The organism is Neisseria sp. GT4A_CT1, from assembly GCF_000227275.1.
Taxonomy (GTDB): Bacteria; Pseudomonadota; Gammaproteobacteria; order Burkholderiales; family Neisseriaceae; genus Neisseria.
In genome coordinates this window covers 176,124-197,737 of sequence record NZ_JH164969.1, presented here as the reverse complement: position 1 = coordinate 197,737, position 21,614 = coordinate 176,124, and the positions used below count along the sequence as shown (strand labels likewise).

The following is a 21,614-nucleotide window of genomic DNA, read 5'->3' as shown; positions in this document are numbered from 1 at the left end:
ACTGAATGACAGATTCCGCACACACACTCAAGAGCCCATTCCGCGATGCTATGGCATCCTGTGCCGCAGGCGTCCATGTTATTACCACAGACGGACAGTCCGGACGTTACGGCATTACCATGACAGCCGTAGCGCCGATTACCGACGAGCCGCCTACCGTTATGTTATGTATCAACCGGCAGGCAGGCATCATTCCCATATTGCAGGCAAACCGAAACCTCTGTATCAACACCCTGTCAGAAAATCAGCAAGACGTCGCCGAACACTTCGCAGGACTCACCAACCTTTCCCCCGAAGAACGCTTCGAATACCACATTTGGCATAGAGGGCAAACCGGTCAACTCGAAGTTGAAGGCGCACTGACCCATTTACACGGCCACATTATCGATCAACACGAAATCGGCACACATTTCATCTTTTATGTCCGCATCGATGAAATCACCACAACCCACACCGACAACCCAGCGCTACTGTATTTCCGCCGACAATTCAAATCATTGGCCTGAACACAAGGTCGTCTGAAAACCCATCTTCGTTTTCAGACGACCTATTGATTCCGTACCCCCTCATCAACGACCAATCAATACACCGATAACCAAAGTATCATTCCCTTTGAATCCTGACGGCACAACACTGTATACTTTCACATCAAATGACTATAGTGGATTAACTTTAAATCAGGACAAGGCGACGAAGCCGCAGACAGTACAGAGATAGTACGGAACCGATTCACTTGGTGCTTCAGCACCTTAGAGAATCGTTCTCTTTGAGCTAAGGCGAGGCAACGCCGTACTGGTTTAAAGTTAATCCACTATATAATCCCATCCCAAACAAGGACAGCCATGAAAGCAATGATACTGGCAGCAGGACGCGGAGAAAGGATGCGCCCCCTGACCGACCACACACCCAAACCACTTCTAAAAGTCGGCAGCGAACCACTCATCGGCTGGCATATACGTCGTCTGAAAAACGCAGGTTTCACCGAAATCGTCATCAATCACGCATGGCTAGGCGAACAAATCGAAGCCACACTTGGTAACGGTGCACAATACGGAGTCAGCATAGCCTACTCTCCCGAATCGACAGGCGGACTGGAGACTGCCGGCGGAATCGCTACCGCCCTACCCTTACTGGGCGACGCCCCTTTCCTTGTCATCAACGGAGATGTTTTGACCGATATCGACTTCAACGCCGCCCGACAGGCTGCCACATCCCTACAAACATCCAACCTACTGGCACATATTTGGTTGGTTCCCAATCCCCCGCACAATCCGGAGGGCGATTTTTCCATTTCTCCCGATGGACAGGTACACTCCAATAAAACCGAAGGAATCGCGCTAACTTTCAGCGGCGTAGGCATATATCACCCCGACTTCTTCCAAAACACACCCGCCAATCAAATCGCCAAACTCGCACCTCTATTGAGGGAAGCCATGAACCAACACCGCGTTACCGGCGAGCAACACAATGGATTATGGCTGGATGTCGGCACTACAGAACGACTCAAAATAGCAAATGAACTTGCCGCAAATTGGGATTAACATTCACCACTCAGCTCATTCATATTCATTGAGACATAATATAAAGTTCAGAAATATAATTACATAAAATATCATGACCAACCTGATAATTTATTGTATAAAAACTCTATATTTTTAATAATATTTAAATTAATTTTGATGACTTTAGATACAGTTTTTATTGTAAGAAAATTTATTACAGCACTCACGCATTTTTCCTGAAATATGGATCCGTATCTTTCATACCATACCTACCGTATTTCCTGTATTTAACACACCAAACATGAATCATCCTTCATTCAATTATCGTCCCCTATCAACCAGAGATACGCCATGAATATCGCAGCCATTCAAACTGCACTGGAAGCAGTAAAAATCCCCGGTACCGAACGCACGCTCGGCAGTGAAAAAGCCGTCCAACTGTTGGAAGAACGTTCCGACGGCCTCCATATCGGACTGAAATTCGGATTCCCCGTCGGCCACATCGCCGCCGACATCGCCAACAGCCTGCAAGAAGCCGTCATCGGCATCACGGGCGACGCGCATATCCACCTCAGCATCGACACGGAAATCACAACGCACAAAGTACAGCCCGGCGTTGCCACCATCAAAGGCGTCAAAAACATTATCGCCGTTGCATCCGGCAAAGGCGGTGTCGGCAAATCCACCACCACCGCCAATCTTGCCACCGCCATGGCACGCATGGGCGCACGCGTGGGCGTACTGGATGCCGACCTCTACGGTCCGAGCCAGCCGACCATGTTGGGCGTGCAAGACCGCAAACCTGACCAACAAAACAAAAAACTGATTCCCGTCGAAGCCGAAAGCGGCATCCAAGTGATGTCCATCGGCTTTCTGGTCGATACCGACCAAGCCGTCGTTTGGCGCGGCCCGATGGTCAGCCAAGCCTTGCAGCAGTTGATGTTCCAAAGCGAGTGGGACGAAGTGGACTACCTCTTCATCGACCTGCCGCCGGGTACTGGCGACATCCAACTCACCCTGTCGCAAAAAATCCCCGTAACCGGTTCGGTCGTCGTTACCACGCCGCAAGACATTGCCCTGATTGACGCGCGCAAAGCAGTCGATATGTTCCACAAAGTCAATATTCCGATTTTCGGCGTACTGGAAAACATGTCGGTACATATCTGCTCCAACTGCGGCCACGCTGAAGCTATTTTCGGTTCGGAAGGCGGCAAAAACCTGGCAGGTCGTCTGAATGTCCCGCTGCTCGGACAGCTTCCGTTAAGCCTGCCTGTGCGCGAAGCAATGGACGGCGGCGCGGCGAAACAGTTGTTTGACGAACATCCCGCCATTGCCAAAATCTATACCGACGCGGCCTTCCAAATCGCACTGACCATTGCAGACAAAGGCAAAGATTTCAGCAGCCGCTTCCCGAAAATCGTGATTGAATGATACAACCACAAACCAATAAAGCCCGATTGCAATAATCGGGCTTTATTTTTGACTAAAAGGTCGTCTGAAAACTCGGATTGTCTTTACAAATCTCAGCTTATCCCAATATATACCATCCAAACAAAAATACCTCTTATCCACACCATGGCACAAGTATCGAAAATACAACACAAATCTATGGAATAATTAACAGAGAGACAAAAAAGAAAAATATCATTTCCAGTAGAAAAAATATATCTTCATATAAAATTTCCTACCATATTAAATATATAAAATGCAACGCTTGATTTCAACAATGACCAAACCGAACAAATAAGATATTTTTAATTAAATAAAAAGCAAAAAACGCAATTTAAAACCAAAATAAATCAGAAACCATAAATATATTATATGTGTTATTATTTTTTTTGTTATATATTACATATAGATAATGAGGAAATCGATTGTTTTTTTATAATGAAGTTAATATTTGATAAAAAAAAATAATAAATACAAAATAAGGAACTTCATATAATGGTGATCATGTACGAAGTAGCAAATCGTGCTTCGAACCATTTGTTTTCTGAATCAATTTTATTTTTTAGAAATAAAATTTTATGTATTTTACTACTGCTCGATGACCAGTGGTATGCATATTAGATAAACGGCATATATTTGTCAATTAAAATATGCAAAATATATAGATTCATCCATATTATTATTTATGTGTTTTTATCAGGGAGATAATTATGAAACACAAAACACACATGAATCGTTTTACCGCGCTCAACAAAACAGTGGCTTTGTCATTGGCAGCTGCAGGTCTTGTTTCTGCTTCGCCTGCATTTGCAGCAGCGCTGACAAATGCTTCATATGTAAGCATTAACGATAACAACGAACCCGTCCGCGGCAACTATGACAGCAAGGGTGCAACTGGCCGTTACGGTGTAGCTGTCGGCGTTCAAGCCAGTGCAAAAAGCCACAGCACCGTTGCAATTGGTACTGAAACCACTGCTGAACATGAATCCGCCACTGCAGTTGGCACACTCTCCAAAGCTGAAGGCACTGCCGCTGCAGCTTTCGGTCAAGGCGCCAATGCAACTGCTAATGCAGCTACCGCCATCGGTCGCCAAGCTGCCGCAAAAGGCAACAGCAGCACTGCAGTAGGTTCTTCCTCTGTCGCTGAAGGCTTGTCTTCTACCGCATTTGGCTCCGGCTCTAATGCTACAGCTCCTGCCTCCACCGCTGTCGGACAAGGTACTCAAGCAACAGGCGCTTACACCGTTGCAGTAGGTCAAAAAGCTCAAGCCAGCGGTACTTCTGCAGCTGCGGTAGGTTCTTCTTCCGTTGCCAGCGGCAACTACTCTGTTGCAACAGGCCCTGCTTCCCAAGCTACTGGAAACGCCAGCGTCGCTTCTGGTCTGCAGGCTCAAGCTAAAGGCGGCTCTTCTGTCGCTATCGGTCGCGGAGCGATTGCAAGTGATGAATACTCTGTTGCTTTAGGCGCAAATTCTACTACTTCTGCTGCAGTAGGCACTAACAGCGCTACTGTAAACGGTGTAACTTACAGTGGTTTTGCCGGTACTAATCCTACATCTACAGTAAGTGTAGGCTCAGCAGGTAACGAACGTACAATCACCAATGTTGCAGCCGGCCGTATCACACCTACCAGCACAGATGCCATCAACGGCAGCCAACTGTACCAAGTAGCCGCACAAACAAACGGCAACACCATCGTTATCAATAACCTCCAAGACCGTATCAACGATATGAACAAAGACCTGCGTGCAGGTATCGCTGGTGCTACTGCAATCGGCTTCCTGCAACGTCCGAACGAAGCAGGTAAAAGTATCGTTTCTGCAGCTGTAGGTGGCTATCGTGGTCAACAAGCAATTGCTGTTGGTTATGCACATAATTCCGATAACAACAAATGGTCTATCAAAACCGGCGTAAGCGTGAACACCCGCAAAGATGTCAACTGGGGCGGAAGCGTCGGCTACCAATGGTAAGACCTAGAGGGGATGGTTTAAAATCATCTCCATCTATCAAAGATTTGATATAAAAGGAAAAAACATGAAATTATCGAAATTTGTATTGCCTGCGATTGCAGCACTCTCCTTGGCAGCCTGTGGTAATCTGAGCAAAGTTAGCAAAGAAGGCACTACTGACAATCCCGTATGGCCTGATGCAGCAAAAACCACCCTGCGTCACGATGGTACTCAACATGGTTCTTGGCCAAACTGGGATAATGTCCGTCAAATTGAAGCCGGCATGAATAAAGACCAAATCTATGAACTGATTGGACGTCCTCACTTCCAAGAAGGTCTTTATGGCGTGCGCGAGTGGGACTACTTGTTCAACTACCGTGAAAATGGCGAACACAAAACTTGCCAATTCAAAATTCTGTTTGATAAAGACAAAAATGCCCAATCATTCTATTGGATGCCTGAAGGCTGCGGTCCGAAAAAAGCAGAACCTCAAGTTGTTCGTGAAGTCATTATTCGCGAAGTTGCACCTGCTCCCGCACAAACTCGTATTCGCCAATAAATTATCGACTAATGAACTGAGTCTCTATTTTTAATTTACTGAAATAGTCGCTCATATCAAATCAAAGCCGGATCATGTACTCAAACATGATTCGGCTTTTCGCATTTTTAGTTTTCAGACGACCTACATGTGGTCTATCCCCACCATACTGTCTCTTAAATACCACCAAATTATCCCGCTAGAAACAGCATCCAAAGCAATCACTCCAAGAGAGTCTCATACAAAGTTCCGCCGAGAAGTGTTGCAACTGTATTGTTTGCCTTATAATAGCGACTCCTTAAAAATTTCCAAACCACCCTCCCTATAATATTCTGCATAAATAAGGGATTGCACATACCATCGGAATATCATATTATTCCTTAACAATAAATAAAAACACTTAAAATAAAATTTCCTTTTAATACAGTTAAATACAAATATCAAGTAACCAATGGGGATCTCCTTTTTGTAAGATATTTCATCGGCATGATGCCTGAAAATATTTACTGTATAAAAGGTTATACAAGAAATGGATAATTGAATAATGAGTATCGGACTATTACGCGTACTGCTTCAAAGCCAGACCATTACAAATGCACAAGCTGAACATTACGGCAATGCCTTGAAATCAGGGAAAGAAATCTTACCCATGCTTTTTGCGGACGGCATCATCTCTCCTAGAAGTTTAGGAGAATTAGTTGCACGTGTATTCAGCTACCCCTTATTGGATTTGCATCATTATCCTCGCAGCAATGTCATAACTGATGTTTTAAGCGAAGAACAGATGGTTCAAAATCGATGCATACCCATATTTCGTCGCGGCCGTAAAGTTTATCTGGCCGTATCAGACCCGACACAAATCCAAAACTTCCAAAAAATCACTTTTTCTTCAGGTGTTACGATAGATTTAGTTGTCGTACCTGACGATCAGTTAAGCTCCCTTTTAGAATGGTTAGGACAACGTTCTACCACCATCTTAAAAGAAATTAGTGAAGAACAAGAAGCTGCCCAGCCCTCTCAGGCGCTTTATATTGACAACGAAGAGGCTGAAGATGGACCTATTCCACGCTTTATTCACAAAACTTTATCAGATGCACTAAATGCAGGCGCATCCGATATACATTTCGAATTTTATGAACAAATGGCTCGTGTCCGTTTTCGTGTAGATGGACAGCTAAGGGAAGTGGTTCAACCCCCTGTTGCTGTACGCGGACAGCTGGCTTCACGCATCAAAGTAATGGCGCGTTTGGACATTTCGGAAAAACGCGTACCGCAAGATGGTCGTATTCAGATTGCTTTCCATAAACACGGTCGCCCCATTGATTTTCGTGTAAGTACGTTACCTACGCTTTTTGGCGAAAAAGTGGTAATGCGTATTCTGAATTCTGATGCAGCAACTTTAAATATTGACCAACTGGGATTTGAGCCTTTCCAAAAAGAAATGCTGCTTGAGGCTATTCATCGGCCTTATGGCATGGTATTGGTAACAGGTCCGACAGGCTCCGGTAAAACCGTATCACTTTATACTTGCTTGAATATTTTAAATACAGAAGACGTCAATATTTCCACCGCAGAAGACCCGGCCGAGATTAATTTGCCTGGCATCAACCAAGTCAACGTCAATGATAAACAAGGTTTGACTTTTGCTGCGGCGTTGAAATCTTTCTTGCGACAAGACCCTGACATTATCATGGTAGGTGAGATTCGGGACTTGGAAACCGCGGATATTGCCATCAAAGCGGCACAAACCGGACATATGGTGTTTTCAACGTTGCATACCAATAACGCGCCTGCGACCCTATCCCGTATGTTGAACATGGGGGTTGCCCCATTCAACATTGCCAGTTCCGTCAGCTTAATTATGGCGCAACGACTATTGCGTCGTCTGTGTTCGAGCTGTAAGCGTGAGGTTGAACGTCCTCCAGTTCCCGCATTAAAAAAAGCAGGATTTACAGATGAGAATTTAGCAAAGGATTGGAAACTCTACCGTCCTGTCGGTTGCGATAGTTGTCGTGGTAAAGGCTTTAAAGGCCGTGTCGGTGTCTACGAAGTAATGCCGATTACCGAGGAAATGCAACGTGTCATTATGAATAATGGTACGGAAGTTGATATTATGAACATGGCCTATAAAGAAGGCATGGTCGATTTACGCCGTGCAGGCTTATTAAAAGTTATGCAAGGGTTGACTTCATTAGAAGAAGTGATTGCTCACACTAACGATTAAACCATTGAATCGAAGAAATACGGGGACTTTTGTTTTCTTCATTCTTAAACATTAAACCAAGGGGTAACAAAATGGCTCAAGCAGAGCAAAAAAGAGGCTTATTCGCTCAAAAAAATAAAGGCAAACGTTTTACGTTTGAAGGTAAAAATACCAATACGGATCAATTAGTCCGAGGCGAAGTAGTCGCCAAAGACGAAGAAGAAGCGCGTAAAAAGCTCCAACGTCGCGGGATACGCCCTTTACGTATCAGTAAAGTAAAGGCAACTAAAAAGCGTCGTATTACTCAGGAAGACATCACTGTCTTTACCCGTCAACTTGCTACCATGATGAAAGCAGGTCTGCCTTTAATGCAGGCTTTTGAAATTGTCGCACGCGGACACTCCAACCCATCCATGACTGAAATGTTGATGCAAGTCCGTGCAGATGTGGAACAAGGTAGTGCATTAGGTAAATCATTTGCCAAATATCCAAAATATTTCGACCGTTTTTATTGCAATCTGATTGCGGCCGGCGAAGCTGGCGGTGTTTTGGAAAGCCTGTTGGATAAACTTGCTGTATATAAAGAGAAAACGCAAGCCATTAAGAAAAAAGTGAAAACCGCGCTGACGTACCCAATTTCTATTGTTGTTGTTGCAATAGCATTGATTTTTGTGATGATGCGCTGGGTATTGCCTGAATTTGGTAAGGTTTACGAAAGCATGGGAGCGAAACTGCCTGACTTAACCCAAATTGTTATGGATATTTCCAAAATTTTTGTGGAATATGGATGGCTGATGATCGTTATCTTTATTGCCGTTTGTTTTGGTGTTTATAAACTACATGAAAAATCAACAAGTTTCCAAAAACGTATAGATGCAATGATCTTACGTTTACCAATTTTTGGTCCGATTGTCCGTAAAGCGACTATTGCTCGGTGGGCTCGTACCACTTCCACCTTGTTTGCCGCAGGCGTACCTTTGGTAGAAGTTTTAGATTCAGTAGCAGGAGCAGCCGGTAATATCCTTTATGAGGAGGCAACACAAGACATTCGTGCGAAAGTTACTCAAGGTCTTTCTTTGACTTCGAGTATGCAAAGTACGGATATGTTCCCCAATATGGTTATTCAAATGGCCGCTATTGGTGAAGAATCCGGTTCCCTTGATGATATGTTGAATAAGGCTGCTGAATTTTACGAAGATGAAGTTGATAACTCTGTAGCACAATTATCCTCACTGATGGAGCCCATCATTATGGTAGTTTTAGGCGCCATCATCGGAACATTGTTGGTAGCAATGTATCTGCCGCTGTTTAACCTCGGTAACGTAGTAGGTTAATATGCTGGAATCTTTGGATACATTAGCGCCATTTGCTATTCCTTTATCTGTCATTGTTGGTTTGTTAATCGGAAGTTTCCTTAATGTCGTCATTTACCGCGTTCCTGTTATGATGGAACGCGGCTGGACTCAGTTTGCGAAAGAGCATTTGCAACTTGAATTAACGGAAGAAGAGCAGCAACCATTCAATTTGATGAAACCGGATTCACGCTGCCCTAAGTGTCATGCTCCGGTAAAGGCTTGGCAAAATATTCCGATTGTCAGTTATCTGATGCTTGGCGGTAAATGTGGTGCGTGTAAAACGCCCATCAGCATCCGTTATCCCTTAATCGAATTATTGACCGGTATATTGTTTGGCGTAGTGGCGTGGCAATATGGCTGGACGATGGCTGCATTTGGCGGTTTGATATTGACTGCGCTATTGATTGCATTAACCTTTATCGATGCGGATACTCAATATTTACCCGACAGCCTGACCCTGCCGTTGATATGGTTAGGTTTGCTGTTTAATTTGAATGGCACATTCGTGCCGTTGGAATCCGCCGTTTTAGGTGCAGTTTTCGGCTATATGAACTTATGGCTGTTGTGTTTTATCTATAAGCTTTTGACTGGAAAAATCGGTATGGGTAACGGCGATTTTAAATTGCTGGCTGCACTAGGTGCATGGCTTGGTGTCGGCATTTTACCTGTATTGGTCTTTATGGCAGCGTTAATTGGTCTGATTGGTGCGATTATCGGACGGGTTGCCAAAGGACAATATTTTGCTTTCGGTCCGAGTTTGGCTATTGCCGGCTGGATTATTTTGGTAGCTAATGAGCCGGTACATCGTGCAGTCACTTGGTGGCTGACCAAATCAGGGTTTTAATATGACTTTATGGATAGGTTTGACGGGTGGTATCGGCAGCGGGAAATCTCAAGCAGCAAAAATATTTTCTGATTTGGGTGTCCCGCACATTGATGCCGACGCCCTGAGTCGAAACCTGACGGCGGATAACGGTATAGCATTACCGGCTATCCGCTGTCTTTTTGGCGACAAGGTTTTTCATACCCAAAACAGTCTGAACCGTGCTGCTTTGAGGGATCTTGTTTTCAGACGACCTCAAGCCAAAAAAGAATTGGAAGAGGTGTTGCTGCCTTTGATTTTAAATGAAATCAAATCTGCAAAAACCCGCTATCCTAACGCAGCATACGGCATCATCGATGTACCTTTGCTGATTGAAAATCCGGAATTTTTAGCGGCTGTCGATAGAGTATTGGTTATCGACGTTTCTGAAGCAACCCAAATTCTTCGCGTTCAGCAAAGAAGCGGTTTGAATACAGAAGAGATCAAGCGCATTATGAACACTCAGGCCAGCCGCAAAACGCGGCTGCTCTATGCAGATGATGTCTTAGAAAATGAAGGGACTTTATCTGAATTGACCCAAAAAATTCAGGGACTGCATAGGTTTTATCTGGGATATTCCGGCAACTCGAAATTTGGTACATCATTGCCCTAACGTGAAATATTTCAATCAACAGACAAAGCATAAATGATTTGTAAGGAACAAATAATGACTGAAGTAACGACTGTAAAATGTCCGACCTGTCAAAAGCCGGTGATATGGAATGAAGAGAGCAAATACCGGCCTTTTTGCAGTCAACGCTGCCGATTGATTGACTTAGGTGAATGGGCGCAAGAGAAATATACGGTTGCAACAGAAGAAGATGATAGTTTATCGGACTTATTAAAATTATAAACGATAGAACATAACTATCTAATAGAACCTGGTTTAACAAACAAAAAATAAAGCCATTTACCCCTCCCCCTCCTTCTCAATGAGATGGAAAACACAAAAAGGTCGTCTGAAAACACCATTCCGTTTTTTACGGAAGCAGCATTTTCAGACGACCTTTTGTTCTTAACGCTTATTTCAGAAGAAACCGCTTCTATTGCGCTTACTTCACAATCTCGACCGGACCGTGATCGTCGCAGTGGTCGCCGTGTTGGTGGTGCAGGCGGCCGTTGACGATGTAGTCGGTGTGATCGCCGTGCGGTACGGCTTCATGGCCGCAACCGGCGCCGTGAACGTGGCCTTTACAGGTATCGACAGGATGGCAGCCGTCGGGATTGGTTTCATTGACGCTTAAGCTGTGCTCGTCGTAATGACCGTTGTGTTCGTGATGCAGATGACCGTCGTGCAGATAGTCGGTGTGGTCGCCGTGTTTGATGGCGGTATGGCCGCAACCGGCGCCATGGGTATGGTCGTGATGATCGTGGATTTTGCAAGTCATTTTGATTCCTCGTTATCGGTGATTAATTCAAACCCTTTAGGTTACGGACTCTATGTTATCCTTTTTTGGCAACCTAGTAAACAATTTCCTCTTTATTAACATAGTGTTACGGTATATCATCATAGGCTTTAAAGGTCGTCTGAACGCGCCATTTCGATGTTATGACTCTTGCGGATGTTTCAGACGACCTCCCCATTCGTTATCATTTATAATGTCATTTCTTAGGCGGCTCGGCAGTCCGTGCCGATAATGCGTATAGGTCGTCTGAAAACAATATCAAGATAAATATAGGATTTTTACACTATGTGGGACACAGTACGGCAATGGCTGCATACGCTGCCGGTACGCGAGGAAGTGGTGGAATCGGTGCTGATGGTCATGGCGCTGCTGGTTTTGCGGGGCGTTTTGCTGAAACTGTATCTGCGCCGCCACCCGCATTACAGCATCGAGGAAAAACGCCGCTCCTTGGTACTCAGCCGCAATCTGACGCTGATTTTGACGATTTTCGGGCTGGCGGTAATTTGGGCGACACAAATCCAGACGCTGGCGCTGTCGATGTTTGCCGTAGCGGCGGCTATTGTAGTAGCGACGAAGGAACTGATTATGTGTTTGTCGGGCAGCATCTTGCGCTCGGTAACGAAACAATATTCAGTCGGCGACTATATCGAGGTCAACGGCCTGCGCGGGCGTGTGGTCGATATTAATCTTTTGAACACGCTGATGATGCAGATCGGTCCGAACCCGCTGGTCGGGCAGCTTTCGGGTAAAACGCTATCGTTTCCCAACAGCCTGCTTTTGAACCATTCCGTCCGCCGCGACAATATCTTGGGCGATTATGTGATCCATACGGTGGAGATTCCCGTGCCGATTCATTTGGATTCGGATGTGATTGTAGGTCGTCTGAAAGCCGTATTGGAGCCTTTGTGCCAACCTTATGTACCCGCCATCCAGCGGCATTTGGAAAACGTGCAGGCGGAGAAGCTGTTCATTACCCCTGCCGCCCAGCCGCGCGTAACCCGCGTGCCGCATGACGACAAGGTGTACCTTATCATCGTGCGCTATGCCTCGCCCGTGGCGAAGCGTTTAGAAATCCAGCAGGCGGTGTTGGATGAGTTTTTGCGCGTACAATACCGCCTGCTAAACCCTCAAGCTTAACCCCATAATCTATTAATAATCAGGAAAATACTATGTTGCCCGAATCCGCCCTTACGCAAATGTACCCCGTCATCATGACCCCCAGCCACGACGGGAAATATTTCCACAATTACGTCCTTTCGCTGCTCAATATCGTCCACACCAGCGCGCAAAACGGCTGGCCGCTGCAAGTGATGATGCAGCGCGGCGAGAGCCTGATTACCCGCGCGCGCAATAATTGCGTGGCGACCTTTTTAGAAAACAAAGAATGGACGCACCTCTTCTGGATAGACTCCGACATCGGTTTTTCCGCCGAAGCGTTCTACCGCCTGCTTTTGGCAGACAAAGACGTCGTTGCCGGCATTTATCCGTTGAAACGCGAAAACTGGCCTGACGAAGGCGTTCCTGCCGGCACGACCCAAGCGGATTTCGAGCGGATGTACACCGCCTACACCGTCAACACAGGTGATAAAAACGAAAACGGCGAAATCGTCCTGCGCGTCGATGAAGAAGGTTTTATGAAAGTCGATGACGCGCCGACCGGATTCATGGTCATCAAACGCAGCGTGTTCGAAAAAATGATGGCCGCCTACCCCGAGCTGAACTACATCTCCGACAGCGACTACAAGCGCGAAGACAAAGGGCTGCACTACCGATTTTTCGACTGCATGGTCGATCCCGAAAGCAAACGCTACCTTTCCGAAGACTACACGTTCTGCCGCCTGTGGCAGCAAATCGGCGGCGAAGTCTATGTCGACGTACAATCCAACCTGACCCACCAAGGCGCGAAAATCTACCGCGGCGCGTTTGCCGATTCGTTGCAAACCAATATCGCACAAGCCGTATTCGCCCCCGCCGGCACACCGATGAGCCTCGACCTCGCCGCCCCGCTCAAATCCAACCCGCGCGGCGCAGAATAGCGTAAAAACAGGGAAAGACGCTTTAAGCCTGACGCGATGGCACTATATCTCCCCTATCGTTTGCCCCATCGTTTTCAGACGACCCCGAATCCAAACAGGTCGTCTGAAAACACAATCGGTTCGCCCGAACGGCAAACCTAAAACCCCAGACACACATTATCCCCATTTTCCCATTGACTCAGGCGGCAGCCATTTTTCAGACGACCTCCGTCCGAACCCGCCACCCACACAAAGGAATCCCATCCATGACCGACAACGTACTGCTCCATTTGGGCGAAGAACCCCGTTTTGACGCCATCCAAACCGCCGACATCAAACCCGCCCTGCAAACCGCCATCGCCGAAGCGCGCGCGCAGATTGCCGAAGTCAAAGCCCAAACGCACACCGACTGGGCAAACACCGTCGAGCGACTGACCGACATCACCGAACGCGTCGGCAGGATTTGGGGCGTCGTGTCGCACCTCAACTCCGTCGTCGATACGCCCGAACTGCGCGCCGTCTATAACGAACTGATGCCCGAAATCACCGTCTTCTTCACCGAAATCGGACAAGACATCGAGCTGTACAACCGCTTCAAAACCATCAAAAATTCCCCCGAATTCGCCACCCTCTCCCCCGCACAAAAAACCAAGCTCAACCACGACCTGCGCGATTTCGTCCTCAGCGGCGCGGAATTGCCGCCCGAACAGCAGGCAGAACTGGCAAAACTGCAAACCGAAGGCGCGCAACTCTCCGCCAAATTCTCTCAAAACGTCTTAGACGCAACCGACGCCTTCGCCCTCTACTTTGACGACGCCGCACCGCTTGCCGGCATCCCCGAAGACTCGCTCGCCATGTTTGCCGCCTCCGCGCAAAGCGAAGGCAAAACAGGCTACAAAATCGGTTTGCAGATTCCGCACTACCTCGCCGTCATCCAATACGCCGACAACCGCGAACTGCGCGAACAAATCTACCGCGCCTACGTTACCCGCGCCAGCGAACTTTCAGACGACGGCAAATTCGACAATACCGCCAACATCGACCGCACACTCGAAAACGCCCTGCAAACCGCCAAATTGCTCGGCTTCAAAAACTACGCCGAGCTATCATTGGCAACCAAAATGGCGGATACGCCCGAACAAGTCCTCACCTTCCTGCACGACCTCGCCCGCCGCGCCAAACCCTACGCCGAAAAAGACCTCGCCGAAGTCAAAGCCTTCGCCCGCGAACGCCTGAACCTCGCCGACCCGCAGCCGTGGGATTTAAGCTACGCCAGCGAAAAACTGCGCGAAGCCAAATACGCATTCAGCGAAACCGAAGTCAAAAAATACTTCCCCGTCGGCAAAGTTTTGGCAGGCCTGTTCGCCCAAATCAAAAAACTCTACGGTATCGGATTTGCCGAAAAAACCGTTCCCGTCTGGCACAAAGACGTGCGCTACTTCGAGCTGGAGCAAAACGGCAAAACCATAGGCGGCGTCTATATGGACCTCTACGCCCGCGAAGGCAAACGCGGCGGCGCGTGGATGAACGACTACAAAGGCCGCCGCCGCTTCGCCGACGGCACGCTGCAACTGCCCACCGCCTACCTCGTCTGCAACTTTACCCCGCCCGTCGGCGGCAAAGAAGCCCGCTTGAGCCATGACGAAATCCTCACCCTCTTCCACGAAACCGGCCACGGCCTGCACCACCTGCTCACCCAAGTGGACGAACTGGGCGTATCCGGCATCAACGGCGTCGAATGGGACGCAGTCGAGCTGCCCAGCCAGTTTATGGAAAACTTCGTCTGGGAATACGACGTCTTGGCACAAATGTCCGCCCACGAAGAAACCGGCGAGCCCCTGCCGAAAGAACTCTTCGACAAAATGCTCGCCGCCAAAAACTTCCAGCGCGGCATGTTCCTCGTCCGCCAGATGGAGTTCGCCCTCTTCGACATGACCATTTACAGCGAAGACGACGAAGGCCGTCTGAAAAACTGGCCGCAGGTTTTAGACAGCGTGCGCAAAGAAGTCGCCGTCATCCAACCGCCAGAATACAACCGCTTCGCCAACAGCTTCAGCCACATCTTCGCCGGCGGCTACTCCGCAGGCTATTACAGCTACGCATGGGCCGAAGTCCTCAGCGCCGACGCCTACGCCGCCTTTGAAGAAAGCGACGACGTCGCCGCCACAGGCAAACGCTTCTGGCAGGAAATCCTCGCCGTCGGCGGCTCCCGCAGCGCGGCGGAATCCTTCAAAGCCTTCCGCGGACGCGAACCGAGCATAGACGCACTGTTGCGCCACAGCGGCTTCGACAACGCGGCTTGATAGTAAGGTTGAGGTAATGAAAAGGTCGTCTGAAAAGTTTTCAGACGACCTTTTGCCGCAAATTTATACCTTATAAAATCATTCCAAAAACTAATACATACCGTCGCTGTCAATATAAAAAACAAACACAAGGATGCCGATATGAAAAAGTTTTGGGAAAATTACAAAAGGAATTTACGATTATTGGCTAAGTTTGGCAGGCGGCACTGGAAAGTATTCTGTATCAGCTGCTTTGCATCCAGCTTCATCGTTACCGCCGTAAATTTTGTCTTGAGCTTCTATATCATTGATCCTAAATATTTCCTTGGTGATGACCATTTCCTTCCCGACAGTATCAAAGCCATCCTTGTGGTCATTTTGATGCATTTCATGTTCTCGAAATACATAATCTATAAAAACAAAAAGAAAAACACCTCCAAAGATTAAATATAGTGGATTAACTTTAAATCAGGACAATGCGACGAAGCCGCAGACAGTACAGATAGTACGGAACCGATTCACTTGGTGCTTCAGCACCTTAGAGAATCGTTCTCTTTGAGCTAAGGCGAGGCAACGCCGTACTGGTTTAAAGTTAAGCCACTATACAAACCCACATCCTTGAATACGTCCCAACCCACATATCGGATTTTTCCCAACTTAAGGTCGTCTGAAAGTTTCAGACGACCTTTTTTGCATAATATTTCATGTTCGACACCCGATAAAGAAACTTTCAGACGATCTCTCCGCCTTATCGGATACCTCATCCGACCTTGTCTTTTTCACCCTCTATTTTGCCTCTCATTTATCATTAAAATTCATCTAAAAATTAGACGCTTATAGACTCAAAAACCCGCCATACCGCCCCGTTGCAAATCGTGCTATGTTCATTTAATACGTTTGAAAAACATTAACTACCTTGTATTCTGATTACAAAGAAAGGCTTCAAAATGGATGGTTGGACTCAGACTTTGAGCGCGGGCTGGCTGCTGGGTATTGCGGCGATGGCGATTGTGCTGATTTTGCTGTTGATTGTGAAACTGCGTGTCCATGCGCTGTTGACGCTGGTGTCGGTGAGCCTGCTGACGGCGGTGGCGACGGGGCTGCCGATGGATAAGATTGTGAACGACGTTCTGTTGAAAAACTTCGGCGGTACGCTCGGCAGCGTGGCTTTGCTGGTCGGATTGGGCGCGATGCTCGGGCGGCTGGTGGAAACTTCGGGCGGGGCGCAGTCGCTGGCGGATGCGCTGATTCGGATGTTCGGTGAAAAACGCGCGCCGTTTGCCTTGGGCGTGGCGTCGCTGATTTTCGGTTTCCCGATTTTCTTTGATGCGGGATTGGTGGTGATGCTGCCGATTGTCTTCGCGACGGCGCGGCGCATGAAGCAGGACGTATTGCCTTATGCTCTGGCGTCTATCGGCGCGTTTTCGGTGATGCACGTTTTCCTGCCGCCCCACCCCGGTCCGATTGCGGCTTCGGAATTTTATTCGGCGAACATCGGGCAGGTGCTGATTTTGGGATTGCCCGTCGCCATGTTCACTTGGTATGTCAGCGGTTATCTGCTTGGGAAGGTTCTAGGACGCACCATCCGCGTTCCTGTTCCCGATTTGCTCAGCGGCGGCGCGGTGGACAACGACCGGCCGCAAACGCCTGCCAAGGCTTCGACCGTGGTCGGCATTATGCTGATTCCTATGCTGTTGATTTTTATGAACACAGGGCTGTCCACCTTAATAAGTAAAAAAGTCGTCAGCGCGGACGAACATTGGGTACAGGTGGCGCGCATGATCGGTTCGACCCCTGTCGCGCTGCTGATTTCGGTTTTGGTGGCGCTTTATGTTTTGGGCAGAAAACGCGGCGAAAAAGCAAGCGCGCTGGAGAAAACGGTGGACGGCGCACTCGCTCCCGTTTGTTCGGTTATCTTGATTACCGGCGCGGGCGGGATGTTCGGCGGCGTGTTGCGCGCATCGGGCATCGGTCAGGCGTTGGCGGACAGCATGGCGGATTTGGGTATACCCGTATTGTTGGGCTGTTTCTTAGTGGCATTGGCGCTGCGTATCGCGCAAGGTTCGGCAACCGTCGCGCTGACCACCGCCGCCGCATTGATGGCGCCCGCCGTTGCCGCCGCAGGCTTCAACGACTGGCAACTCGCCTGCGTCGTTTTGGCAACCGCGGCAGGCTCGGTCGGTTGCAGCCACTTCAACGACTCGGGCTTCTGGCTGGTCGGCCGCCTTTTGGATATGGACGTACCGACCACGCTGAAAACATGGACGGTCAACCAAACGCTGATTGCCGCCATCGGTTTTTCAGTGTCGGCGCTGCTGTTTGCCGTGGTTTGAGGTCGTCTGAAAACGGTTTTGAGACGCTCTAAACCGTCTGCCCGACCTTATATTTTTCAAATCCAACAAAGGAAGAGAACATGACGACGCATTTTGTGATAATGGGCGTTTGCGGCTGCGGCAAGACCACCGCCGCCCTGTCCCTGCAAAAACACCTCAACCAATGCCCCTACGCCGAAGGCGACGATTTCCACACCCAAGCCAATCGCGACAAAATGGGCGCGGGCATTCCGCTGACCGACGAAGACCGCTATCCGTGGCTCTGCAACCTACGCGACTGGATGACGGAACAGGCGCAAAACGGCGCGGCGTACACCATCGTTACCTGCTCCGCGTTGAAACGCCAATACCGCGACATCCTGCGCGGCGCACAAGGCAAAACCGCCTTCATCCACCTGACACCGCCGCAAGCCATCAACCTCGAGCGCATGATGGCGCGCCAAGGGCATTACATGAAGGCGGGGATGCTGGATTCGCAACTGGAAATCCTGGAAGAACTCGGCGCGGACGAATACGGCGTCAAAATCGACAACCCCGGTTCGCCCGAAGCCGTAGAAGCCGATATTTTGGCGTGGGTTAAGGCGGAAGGTTTGTTGTGAAGAAAGTGTGTAAATAGTTGTCAGGAAGGTCGTCTGAAAACAGATAGGTCACATTTCGACAAAACAAGTTTTCAGACGACCTTTCTCTTTGTCCGCCACCATCCCGCATACCCAAACCCCTTATAAAAACAATACAATTCGGCTACAATAGCCCTTTGCATTTTTTCAGACGACCTTAGTGAAACGTCGTCTGAAACCGAAATACCGAAACTATAGAGAATCACAACATGACCGATTACAGCAAAACCGTAAACCTGCTCGAAAGCCCGTTTCCGATGCGCGGCAACCTCGCCAAGCGCGAGCCTGCGTGGCTGAAAAGCTGGTACGAGCACAAACGCTATCAAAAACTGCGCGAAATCGCCAAAGGCCGTCCGAAATTCATCCTGCACGACGGCCCGCCGTATGCCAACGGCGACATCCACATCGGTCATGCCGTCAACAAAATCCTCAAAGACATCATTATCCGCAGCAAAACCCAAGCCGGTTTCGATGCGCCTTATGTGCCGGGCTGGGACTGCCACGGCCTGCCCATCGAAGTGATGGTGGAAAAACTGCACGGCAAAGACATGCCCAAAGCGCGTTTCCGCGAATTGTGCCGCGAATACGCCGCCGAACAGGTTGCCCGCCAGAAAAAAGACTTCATTCGTCTGGGCGTGTTGGGCGACTGGGACAACCCCTACCTGACCATGGATTTCAAAACCGAGGCGGATACCGTGCGCATGCTCGGCGAAATCTACAAATCGGGCTATCTCTACCGCGGCGCGAAACCGGTTCAGTTCTGCTTGGACTGCGGTTCTTCGCTGGCGGAGGCGGAAGTGGAATACAAAGACAAAGTATCGCCTGCGATTGACGTTGCCTATCCGTTTAAAGACACTGCCGCGCTTGCCGCCGCATTCGGTTTGGCAGGTATCGAAGGCAATGCGTTTGCCGTCATCTGGACGACCACGCCTTGGACGCTGCCTGCGAGCCAAGCCGTGTCTGCGGGTGCGGACGTGGCTTACCAACTGATTGATACGCCCAAAGGCAAATTGGTATTGGCGAAAGATTTGGCGGAAGACGCGCTCAAACGCTACGGCTTCGTTTCAGACGACCTCAGCGTCCTCGCGGAAACCACCGGCGACAAGCTGGAAAACCTGCACATGAACCATCCGTTCCTCGAACGCGATATTCCCATGCTCAACGGCGAACACGTTACCACCGACGCCGGTACGGGTTTGGTACATACCGCCCCCGCGCACGGTTTGGAAGACTACGCCGTCTGCAACAAATACGGCATCGAGCTTTACAACCCCGTCAACGCCGAAGGCAAATACATCAGCGAAACGCCGCGCGTGGCAGGCATGAGCGTTTGGGAGGCGAATCCCGTCATCCTGCAATGGCTGGAAGAAACCGGCAACCTCTTGGCAAGCAGCAAAATCGAACACAGCTACGCCCACTGCTGGCGCCACAAAACCCCGCTGATTTACCGCGCGACAGGTCAGTGGTTTGTCGGCATGGACAAAGCCGGCAGCGACGGTAAGACCCTGCGCGACAAAGCCATCAAAGCCGTGGACGACACCGAATTCTTCCCGTCTTGGGGTCGCGCGCGCCTGGAAGCCATGATCGAAGGCCGCCCCGACTGGGTTGTTTCGCGCCAACGCTATTGGGGCACGCCAATGACCTTCTTCGTCCACAAAGAAACGGGCGAACTGCATCCGAACTCCGCCGAGCTTTTGGAAAAAATCGCCCAGAAAATCGAAGAAAAAGGCATCGAAGCATGGTTCTCACTCGATAAAAGCGAATTGTTGAGCGCGGAAGATTGCGAAAACTACGACAAACTTTCCGACACGATGGACGTATGGTTCGACTCCGGCTCGACCCATTATTCCGTCTTGAAACAGCGCGAAGAATTGGACTGGCCTGCCGACCTCTACCTCGAAGGCAGCGACCAACACCGCGGCTGGTTCCAATCCTCCATGCTGACCGGCTGCGCCTCATCGATGGGACGCGCCCCGTACAAACAGCTTCTGACCCACGGTTTCGTGGTTGACCAAAACGGCCGCAAAATGTCGAAATCCATCGGCAACGTCGTCGCGCCGCAAGAAGTCTATAACGAGTTCGGCGCCGACATCCTGCGCTTGTGGGCGGCATCCACCGATTACAGCGGCGAATTGGCGATTTCCAAAGAAATCCTCAAACGCGTAACCGAAAGCTACCGCCGCATCCGCAACACCTTGAGCTTCCTGTTTGCCAACCTCAGTGATTTCGACCCGTTCGAACACACCGTACCGCAGGCGGACATGGTCGAAATCGACCGCTACGCCTTAGTGTTGGCGCGCCAGCTGCAAGAGCGTTTGGCGGGCGACTTCTACCCGCGCTATGCCTTCCACTTCGCCGTGAAAGACATCGTCGCCTTCTGCTCGGAAGACTTGGGCGCGTTCTACCTCGACATCCTGAAAGACCGCCTCTACACCACCAAAGCCGACAGCCACGCCCGCCGCAGCGCGCAAACCGCCCTGTATCACATCACGCGCAGCCTGGTTCTCTTGATTGCACCGATTTTGTGTTTCACCGGCGAAGAAGCGTGGGACATCATCGGCGGCGGCGAAGAAGACAGCGTCCTCTTCCACACCTGGCACGAGTTCCCGCCCATCAACGAAAAAGCCGAAGCCGAACTGGTGAAAAAATGGACGGCAGTCCGCGAAGCCCGCGAAGCCGTAACCGCCGCCATCGAGCCTTTGCGCGCCAACAAAACCGTCGGCTCGTCCTTGCAGGCAGAAGCCGAAATCACCGCACCGGAAGCCACCGCCGACTACCTAAACGCCCTGGGCGAAGAATTGCGCTTTGCCCTCTTAGTGTCCAAAGTCGAGGTCAAAACCGGCAGCGAACTTGCCGTTACCGCCAAAGCCAGCGACGGTGAAAAATGCGAACGCTGCTGGCACTACACCCACGACATCGGCACAGTCGCAGGCCATGAAACCATCTGCAAACGCTGCGCCGAGAATGTCGACGGCAAAGGCGAAGAACGGCATTACGCTTAAGCCCGTCTGAAAAAAGGTCGTCTGAAAACCGAATCAGGTTTTCAGACGACCTTTTGCTATCGACCGCCCAAACAGGGAAATCCGTTCAATATTGCTTAACA

The 21,614-nt window shown here is 49.4% G+C and carries 18 protein-coding genes; 16 read left to right on the top strand and 2 right to left on the bottom strand.

What is annotated here, in order from left to right:
* Positions 1-5: 5 nt before the first annotated feature.
* From hpaC to yacG, 10 genes are all read left to right on the top strand, one after another.
* Positions 6-506 (top strand): 4-hydroxyphenylacetate 3-monooxygenase, reductase component, encoded by a 501-nt coding sequence (gene hpaC / locus HMPREF1028_RS10970; protein WP_036529651.1) that lies wholly within the window; start codon positions 6-8, stop codon positions 504-506.
* 336 nt (positions 507-842) lie between these two features.
* Positions 843-1,541: an N-acetylmuramate alpha-1-phosphate uridylyltransferase MurU gene (gene murU, locus HMPREF1028_RS10965; protein ID WP_009312807.1), complete on the top strand. Its 699-nt coding sequence runs from the start codon at positions 843-845 to the stop codon at positions 1,539-1,541.
* Positions 1,542-1,853: 312 nt separating this feature from the next.
* On the top strand, positions 1,854-2,933 hold the full coding sequence (gene apbC, locus HMPREF1028_RS10960; protein ID WP_009312806.1) for an iron-sulfur cluster carrier protein ApbC: 1,080 nt from the start codon (positions 1,854-1,856) through the stop codon (positions 2,931-2,933).
* A gap of 728 nt (positions 2,934-3,661) precedes the next feature.
* Complete coding sequence (locus HMPREF1028_RS10955) at positions 3,662-4,921, top strand: YadA-like family protein (protein WP_009312804.1); 1,260 nt, start codon at positions 3,662-3,664, stop codon at positions 4,919-4,921.
* Positions 4,922-4,985: 64 nt separating this feature from the next.
* Positions 4,986-5,459: an outer membrane protein assembly factor BamE gene (gene bamE / locus HMPREF1028_RS10950; protein ID WP_003757128.1), complete on the top strand. Its 474-nt coding sequence runs from the start codon at positions 4,986-4,988 to the stop codon at positions 5,457-5,459.
* A gap of 523 nt (positions 5,460-5,982) precedes the next feature.
* Positions 5,983-7,662: a type IV-A pilus assembly ATPase PilB gene (gene pilB, locus HMPREF1028_RS10945; protein WP_009312803.1), complete on the top strand. Its 1,680-nt coding sequence runs from the start codon at positions 5,983-5,985 to the stop codon at positions 7,660-7,662.
* A 71-nt stretch (positions 7,663-7,733) separates the two neighbouring features.
* Entirely contained in the window at positions 7,734-8,975 is a 1,242-nt protein-coding gene (locus tag HMPREF1028_RS10940; RefSeq protein WP_009312802.1) for a type II secretion system F family protein, read from the top strand.
* A gap of 1 nt (position 8,976) precedes the next feature.
* A complete protein-coding gene (locus HMPREF1028_RS10935; protein ID WP_009312801.1) occupies positions 8,977-9,840 on the top strand; it encodes an A24 family peptidase in 864 nt (287 codons plus the stop codon).
* 1 nt (position 9,841) lies between these two features.
* Complete coding sequence (coaE, locus tag HMPREF1028_RS10930) at positions 9,842-10,471, top strand: dephospho-CoA kinase (RefSeq protein WP_009312800.1); 630 nt, start codon at positions 9,842-9,844, stop codon at positions 10,469-10,471.
* A gap of 54 nt (positions 10,472-10,525) precedes the next feature.
* Positions 10,526-10,711: a DNA gyrase inhibitor YacG gene (yacG, locus tag HMPREF1028_RS13995; protein WP_003763805.1), complete on the top strand. Its 186-nt coding sequence runs from the start codon at positions 10,526-10,528 to the stop codon at positions 10,709-10,711.
* Between the two features lie 199 nt (positions 10,712-10,910).
* Here the strand turns inward: yacG and HMPREF1028_RS10925 are convergent, their stop codons facing one another.
* On the bottom strand, positions 10,911-11,246 hold the full coding sequence (locus tag HMPREF1028_RS10925) for a hypothetical protein (protein WP_009312799.1): 336 nt from the start codon (positions 11,244-11,246) through the stop codon (positions 10,911-10,913).
* A gap of 303 nt (positions 11,247-11,549) precedes the next feature.
* Here HMPREF1028_RS10925 and HMPREF1028_RS10920 point away from each other — a divergent pair, with 303 nt between their 5' ends.
* From HMPREF1028_RS10920 to HMPREF1028_RS10910, 3 genes are all read left to right on the top strand, one after another.
* Entirely contained in the window at positions 11,550-12,401 is an 852-nt protein-coding gene (locus HMPREF1028_RS10920; RefSeq protein WP_003757138.1) for a mechanosensitive ion channel family protein, read from the top strand.
* A 32-nt stretch (positions 12,402-12,433) separates the two neighbouring features.
* Positions 12,434-13,300, top strand: coding sequence for a hypothetical protein (locus tag HMPREF1028_RS10915; RefSeq protein WP_003757139.1), 867 nt, complete (start codon positions 12,434-12,436; stop codon positions 13,298-13,300).
* 245 nt (positions 13,301-13,545) lie between these two features.
* A complete protein-coding gene (locus tag HMPREF1028_RS10910; RefSeq protein WP_009312798.1) occupies positions 13,546-15,582 on the top strand; it encodes a M3 family metallopeptidase in 2,037 nt (678 codons plus the stop codon).
* 180 nt (positions 15,583-15,762) lie between these two features.
* Here HMPREF1028_RS10910 and HMPREF1028_RS14875 read toward each other — a convergent pair whose 3' ends face one another.
* Complete coding sequence (locus tag HMPREF1028_RS14875; protein ID WP_156798157.1) at positions 15,763-15,948, bottom strand: hypothetical protein; 186 nt, start codon at positions 15,946-15,948, stop codon at positions 15,763-15,765.
* Between the two features lie 560 nt (positions 15,949-16,508).
* Between HMPREF1028_RS14875 and HMPREF1028_RS10895 the strand changes: the two genes are divergently transcribed.
* The 3 genes from HMPREF1028_RS10895 (at position 16,509) to ileS (ending at position 21,513) form a co-directional block, all read left to right on the top strand.
* The gene (locus tag HMPREF1028_RS10895; protein WP_009312796.1) at positions 16,509-17,894 is read left to right on the top strand and encodes a GntP family permease; all 1,386 of its coding nucleotides are present in this window, start codon (positions 16,509-16,511) and stop codon (positions 17,892-17,894) included.
* 80 nt (positions 17,895-17,974) lie between these two features.
* Positions 17,975-18,493 carry a gluconokinase, GntK/IdnK-type gene (locus HMPREF1028_RS10890; RefSeq protein WP_009312795.1) on the top strand — a complete coding sequence of 173 codons (519 nt, stop codon included), beginning with the start codon at positions 17,975-17,977 and terminating at the stop codon, positions 18,491-18,493.
* A gap of 227 nt (positions 18,494-18,720) precedes the next feature.
* The gene (gene ileS, locus HMPREF1028_RS10885; protein WP_009312794.1) at positions 18,721-21,513 is read left to right on the top strand and encodes an isoleucine--tRNA ligase; all 2,793 of its coding nucleotides are present in this window, start codon (positions 18,721-18,723) and stop codon (positions 21,511-21,513) included.
* Positions 21,514-21,614: the final 101 nt, after the last annotated feature.

Bases quoted from the DNA above. Each gene is read 5' to 3' on its own strand.
- HMPREF1028_RS10955 (WP_009312804.1), top strand. From the start codon at position 3,662: ATGAAACACAAAACACACATGAATCGTTTTACCGCGCTCAACAAAACA.
- apbC (WP_009312806.1), top strand. From the start codon at position 1,854: ATGAATATCGCAGCCATTCAAACTGCACTGGAAGCAGTAAAAATCCCC.
- hpaC (WP_036529651.1), top strand. From the start codon at position 6: ATGACAGATTCCGCACACACACTCAAGAGCCCATTCCGCGATGCTATG.
- HMPREF1028_RS10940 (WP_009312802.1), top strand. From the start codon at position 7,734: ATGGCTCAAGCAGAGCAAAAAAGAGGCTTATTCGCTCAAAAAAATAAA.
- ileS (WP_009312794.1), top strand. From the start codon at position 18,721: ATGACCGATTACAGCAAAACCGTAAACCTGCTCGAAAGCCCGTTTCCG.
- yacG (WP_003763805.1), top strand. From the start codon at position 10,526: ATGACTGAAGTAACGACTGTAAAATGTCCGACCTGTCAAAAGCCGGTG.
- HMPREF1028_RS10910 (WP_009312798.1), top strand. From the start codon at position 13,546: ATGACCGACAACGTACTGCTCCATTTGGGCGAAGAACCCCGTTTTGAC.
- bamE (WP_003757128.1), top strand. From the start codon at position 4,986: ATGAAATTATCGAAATTTGTATTGCCTGCGATTGCAGCACTCTCCTTG.
- HMPREF1028_RS10915 (WP_003757139.1), top strand. From the start codon at position 12,434: ATGTTGCCCGAATCCGCCCTTACGCAAATGTACCCCGTCATCATGACC.
- pilB (WP_009312803.1), top strand. From the start codon at position 5,983: ATGAGTATCGGACTATTACGCGTACTGCTTCAAAGCCAGACCATTACA.
- HMPREF1028_RS10925 (WP_009312799.1), bottom strand. From the start codon at position 11,246: ATGACTTGCAAAATCCACGATCATCACGACCATACCCATGGCGCCGGT.
- murU (WP_009312807.1), top strand. From the start codon at position 843: ATGAAAGCAATGATACTGGCAGCAGGACGCGGAGAAAGGATGCGCCCC.
- coaE (WP_009312800.1), top strand. From the start codon at position 9,842: ATGACTTTATGGATAGGTTTGACGGGTGGTATCGGCAGCGGGAAATCT.
- HMPREF1028_RS10890 (WP_009312795.1), top strand. From the start codon at position 17,975: ATGACGACGCATTTTGTGATAATGGGCGTTTGCGGCTGCGGCAAGACC.
- HMPREF1028_RS10935 (WP_009312801.1), top strand. From the start codon at position 8,977: ATGCTGGAATCTTTGGATACATTAGCGCCATTTGCTATTCCTTTATCT.
- HMPREF1028_RS10895 (WP_009312796.1), top strand. From the start codon at position 16,509: ATGGATGGTTGGACTCAGACTTTGAGCGCGGGCTGGCTGCTGGGTATT.
- HMPREF1028_RS14875 (WP_156798157.1), bottom strand. From the start codon at position 15,948: ATGCATCAAAATGACCACAAGGATGGCTTTGATACTGTCGGGAAGGAA.
- HMPREF1028_RS10920 (WP_003757138.1), top strand. From the start codon at position 11,550: ATGTGGGACACAGTACGGCAATGGCTGCATACGCTGCCGGTACGCGAG.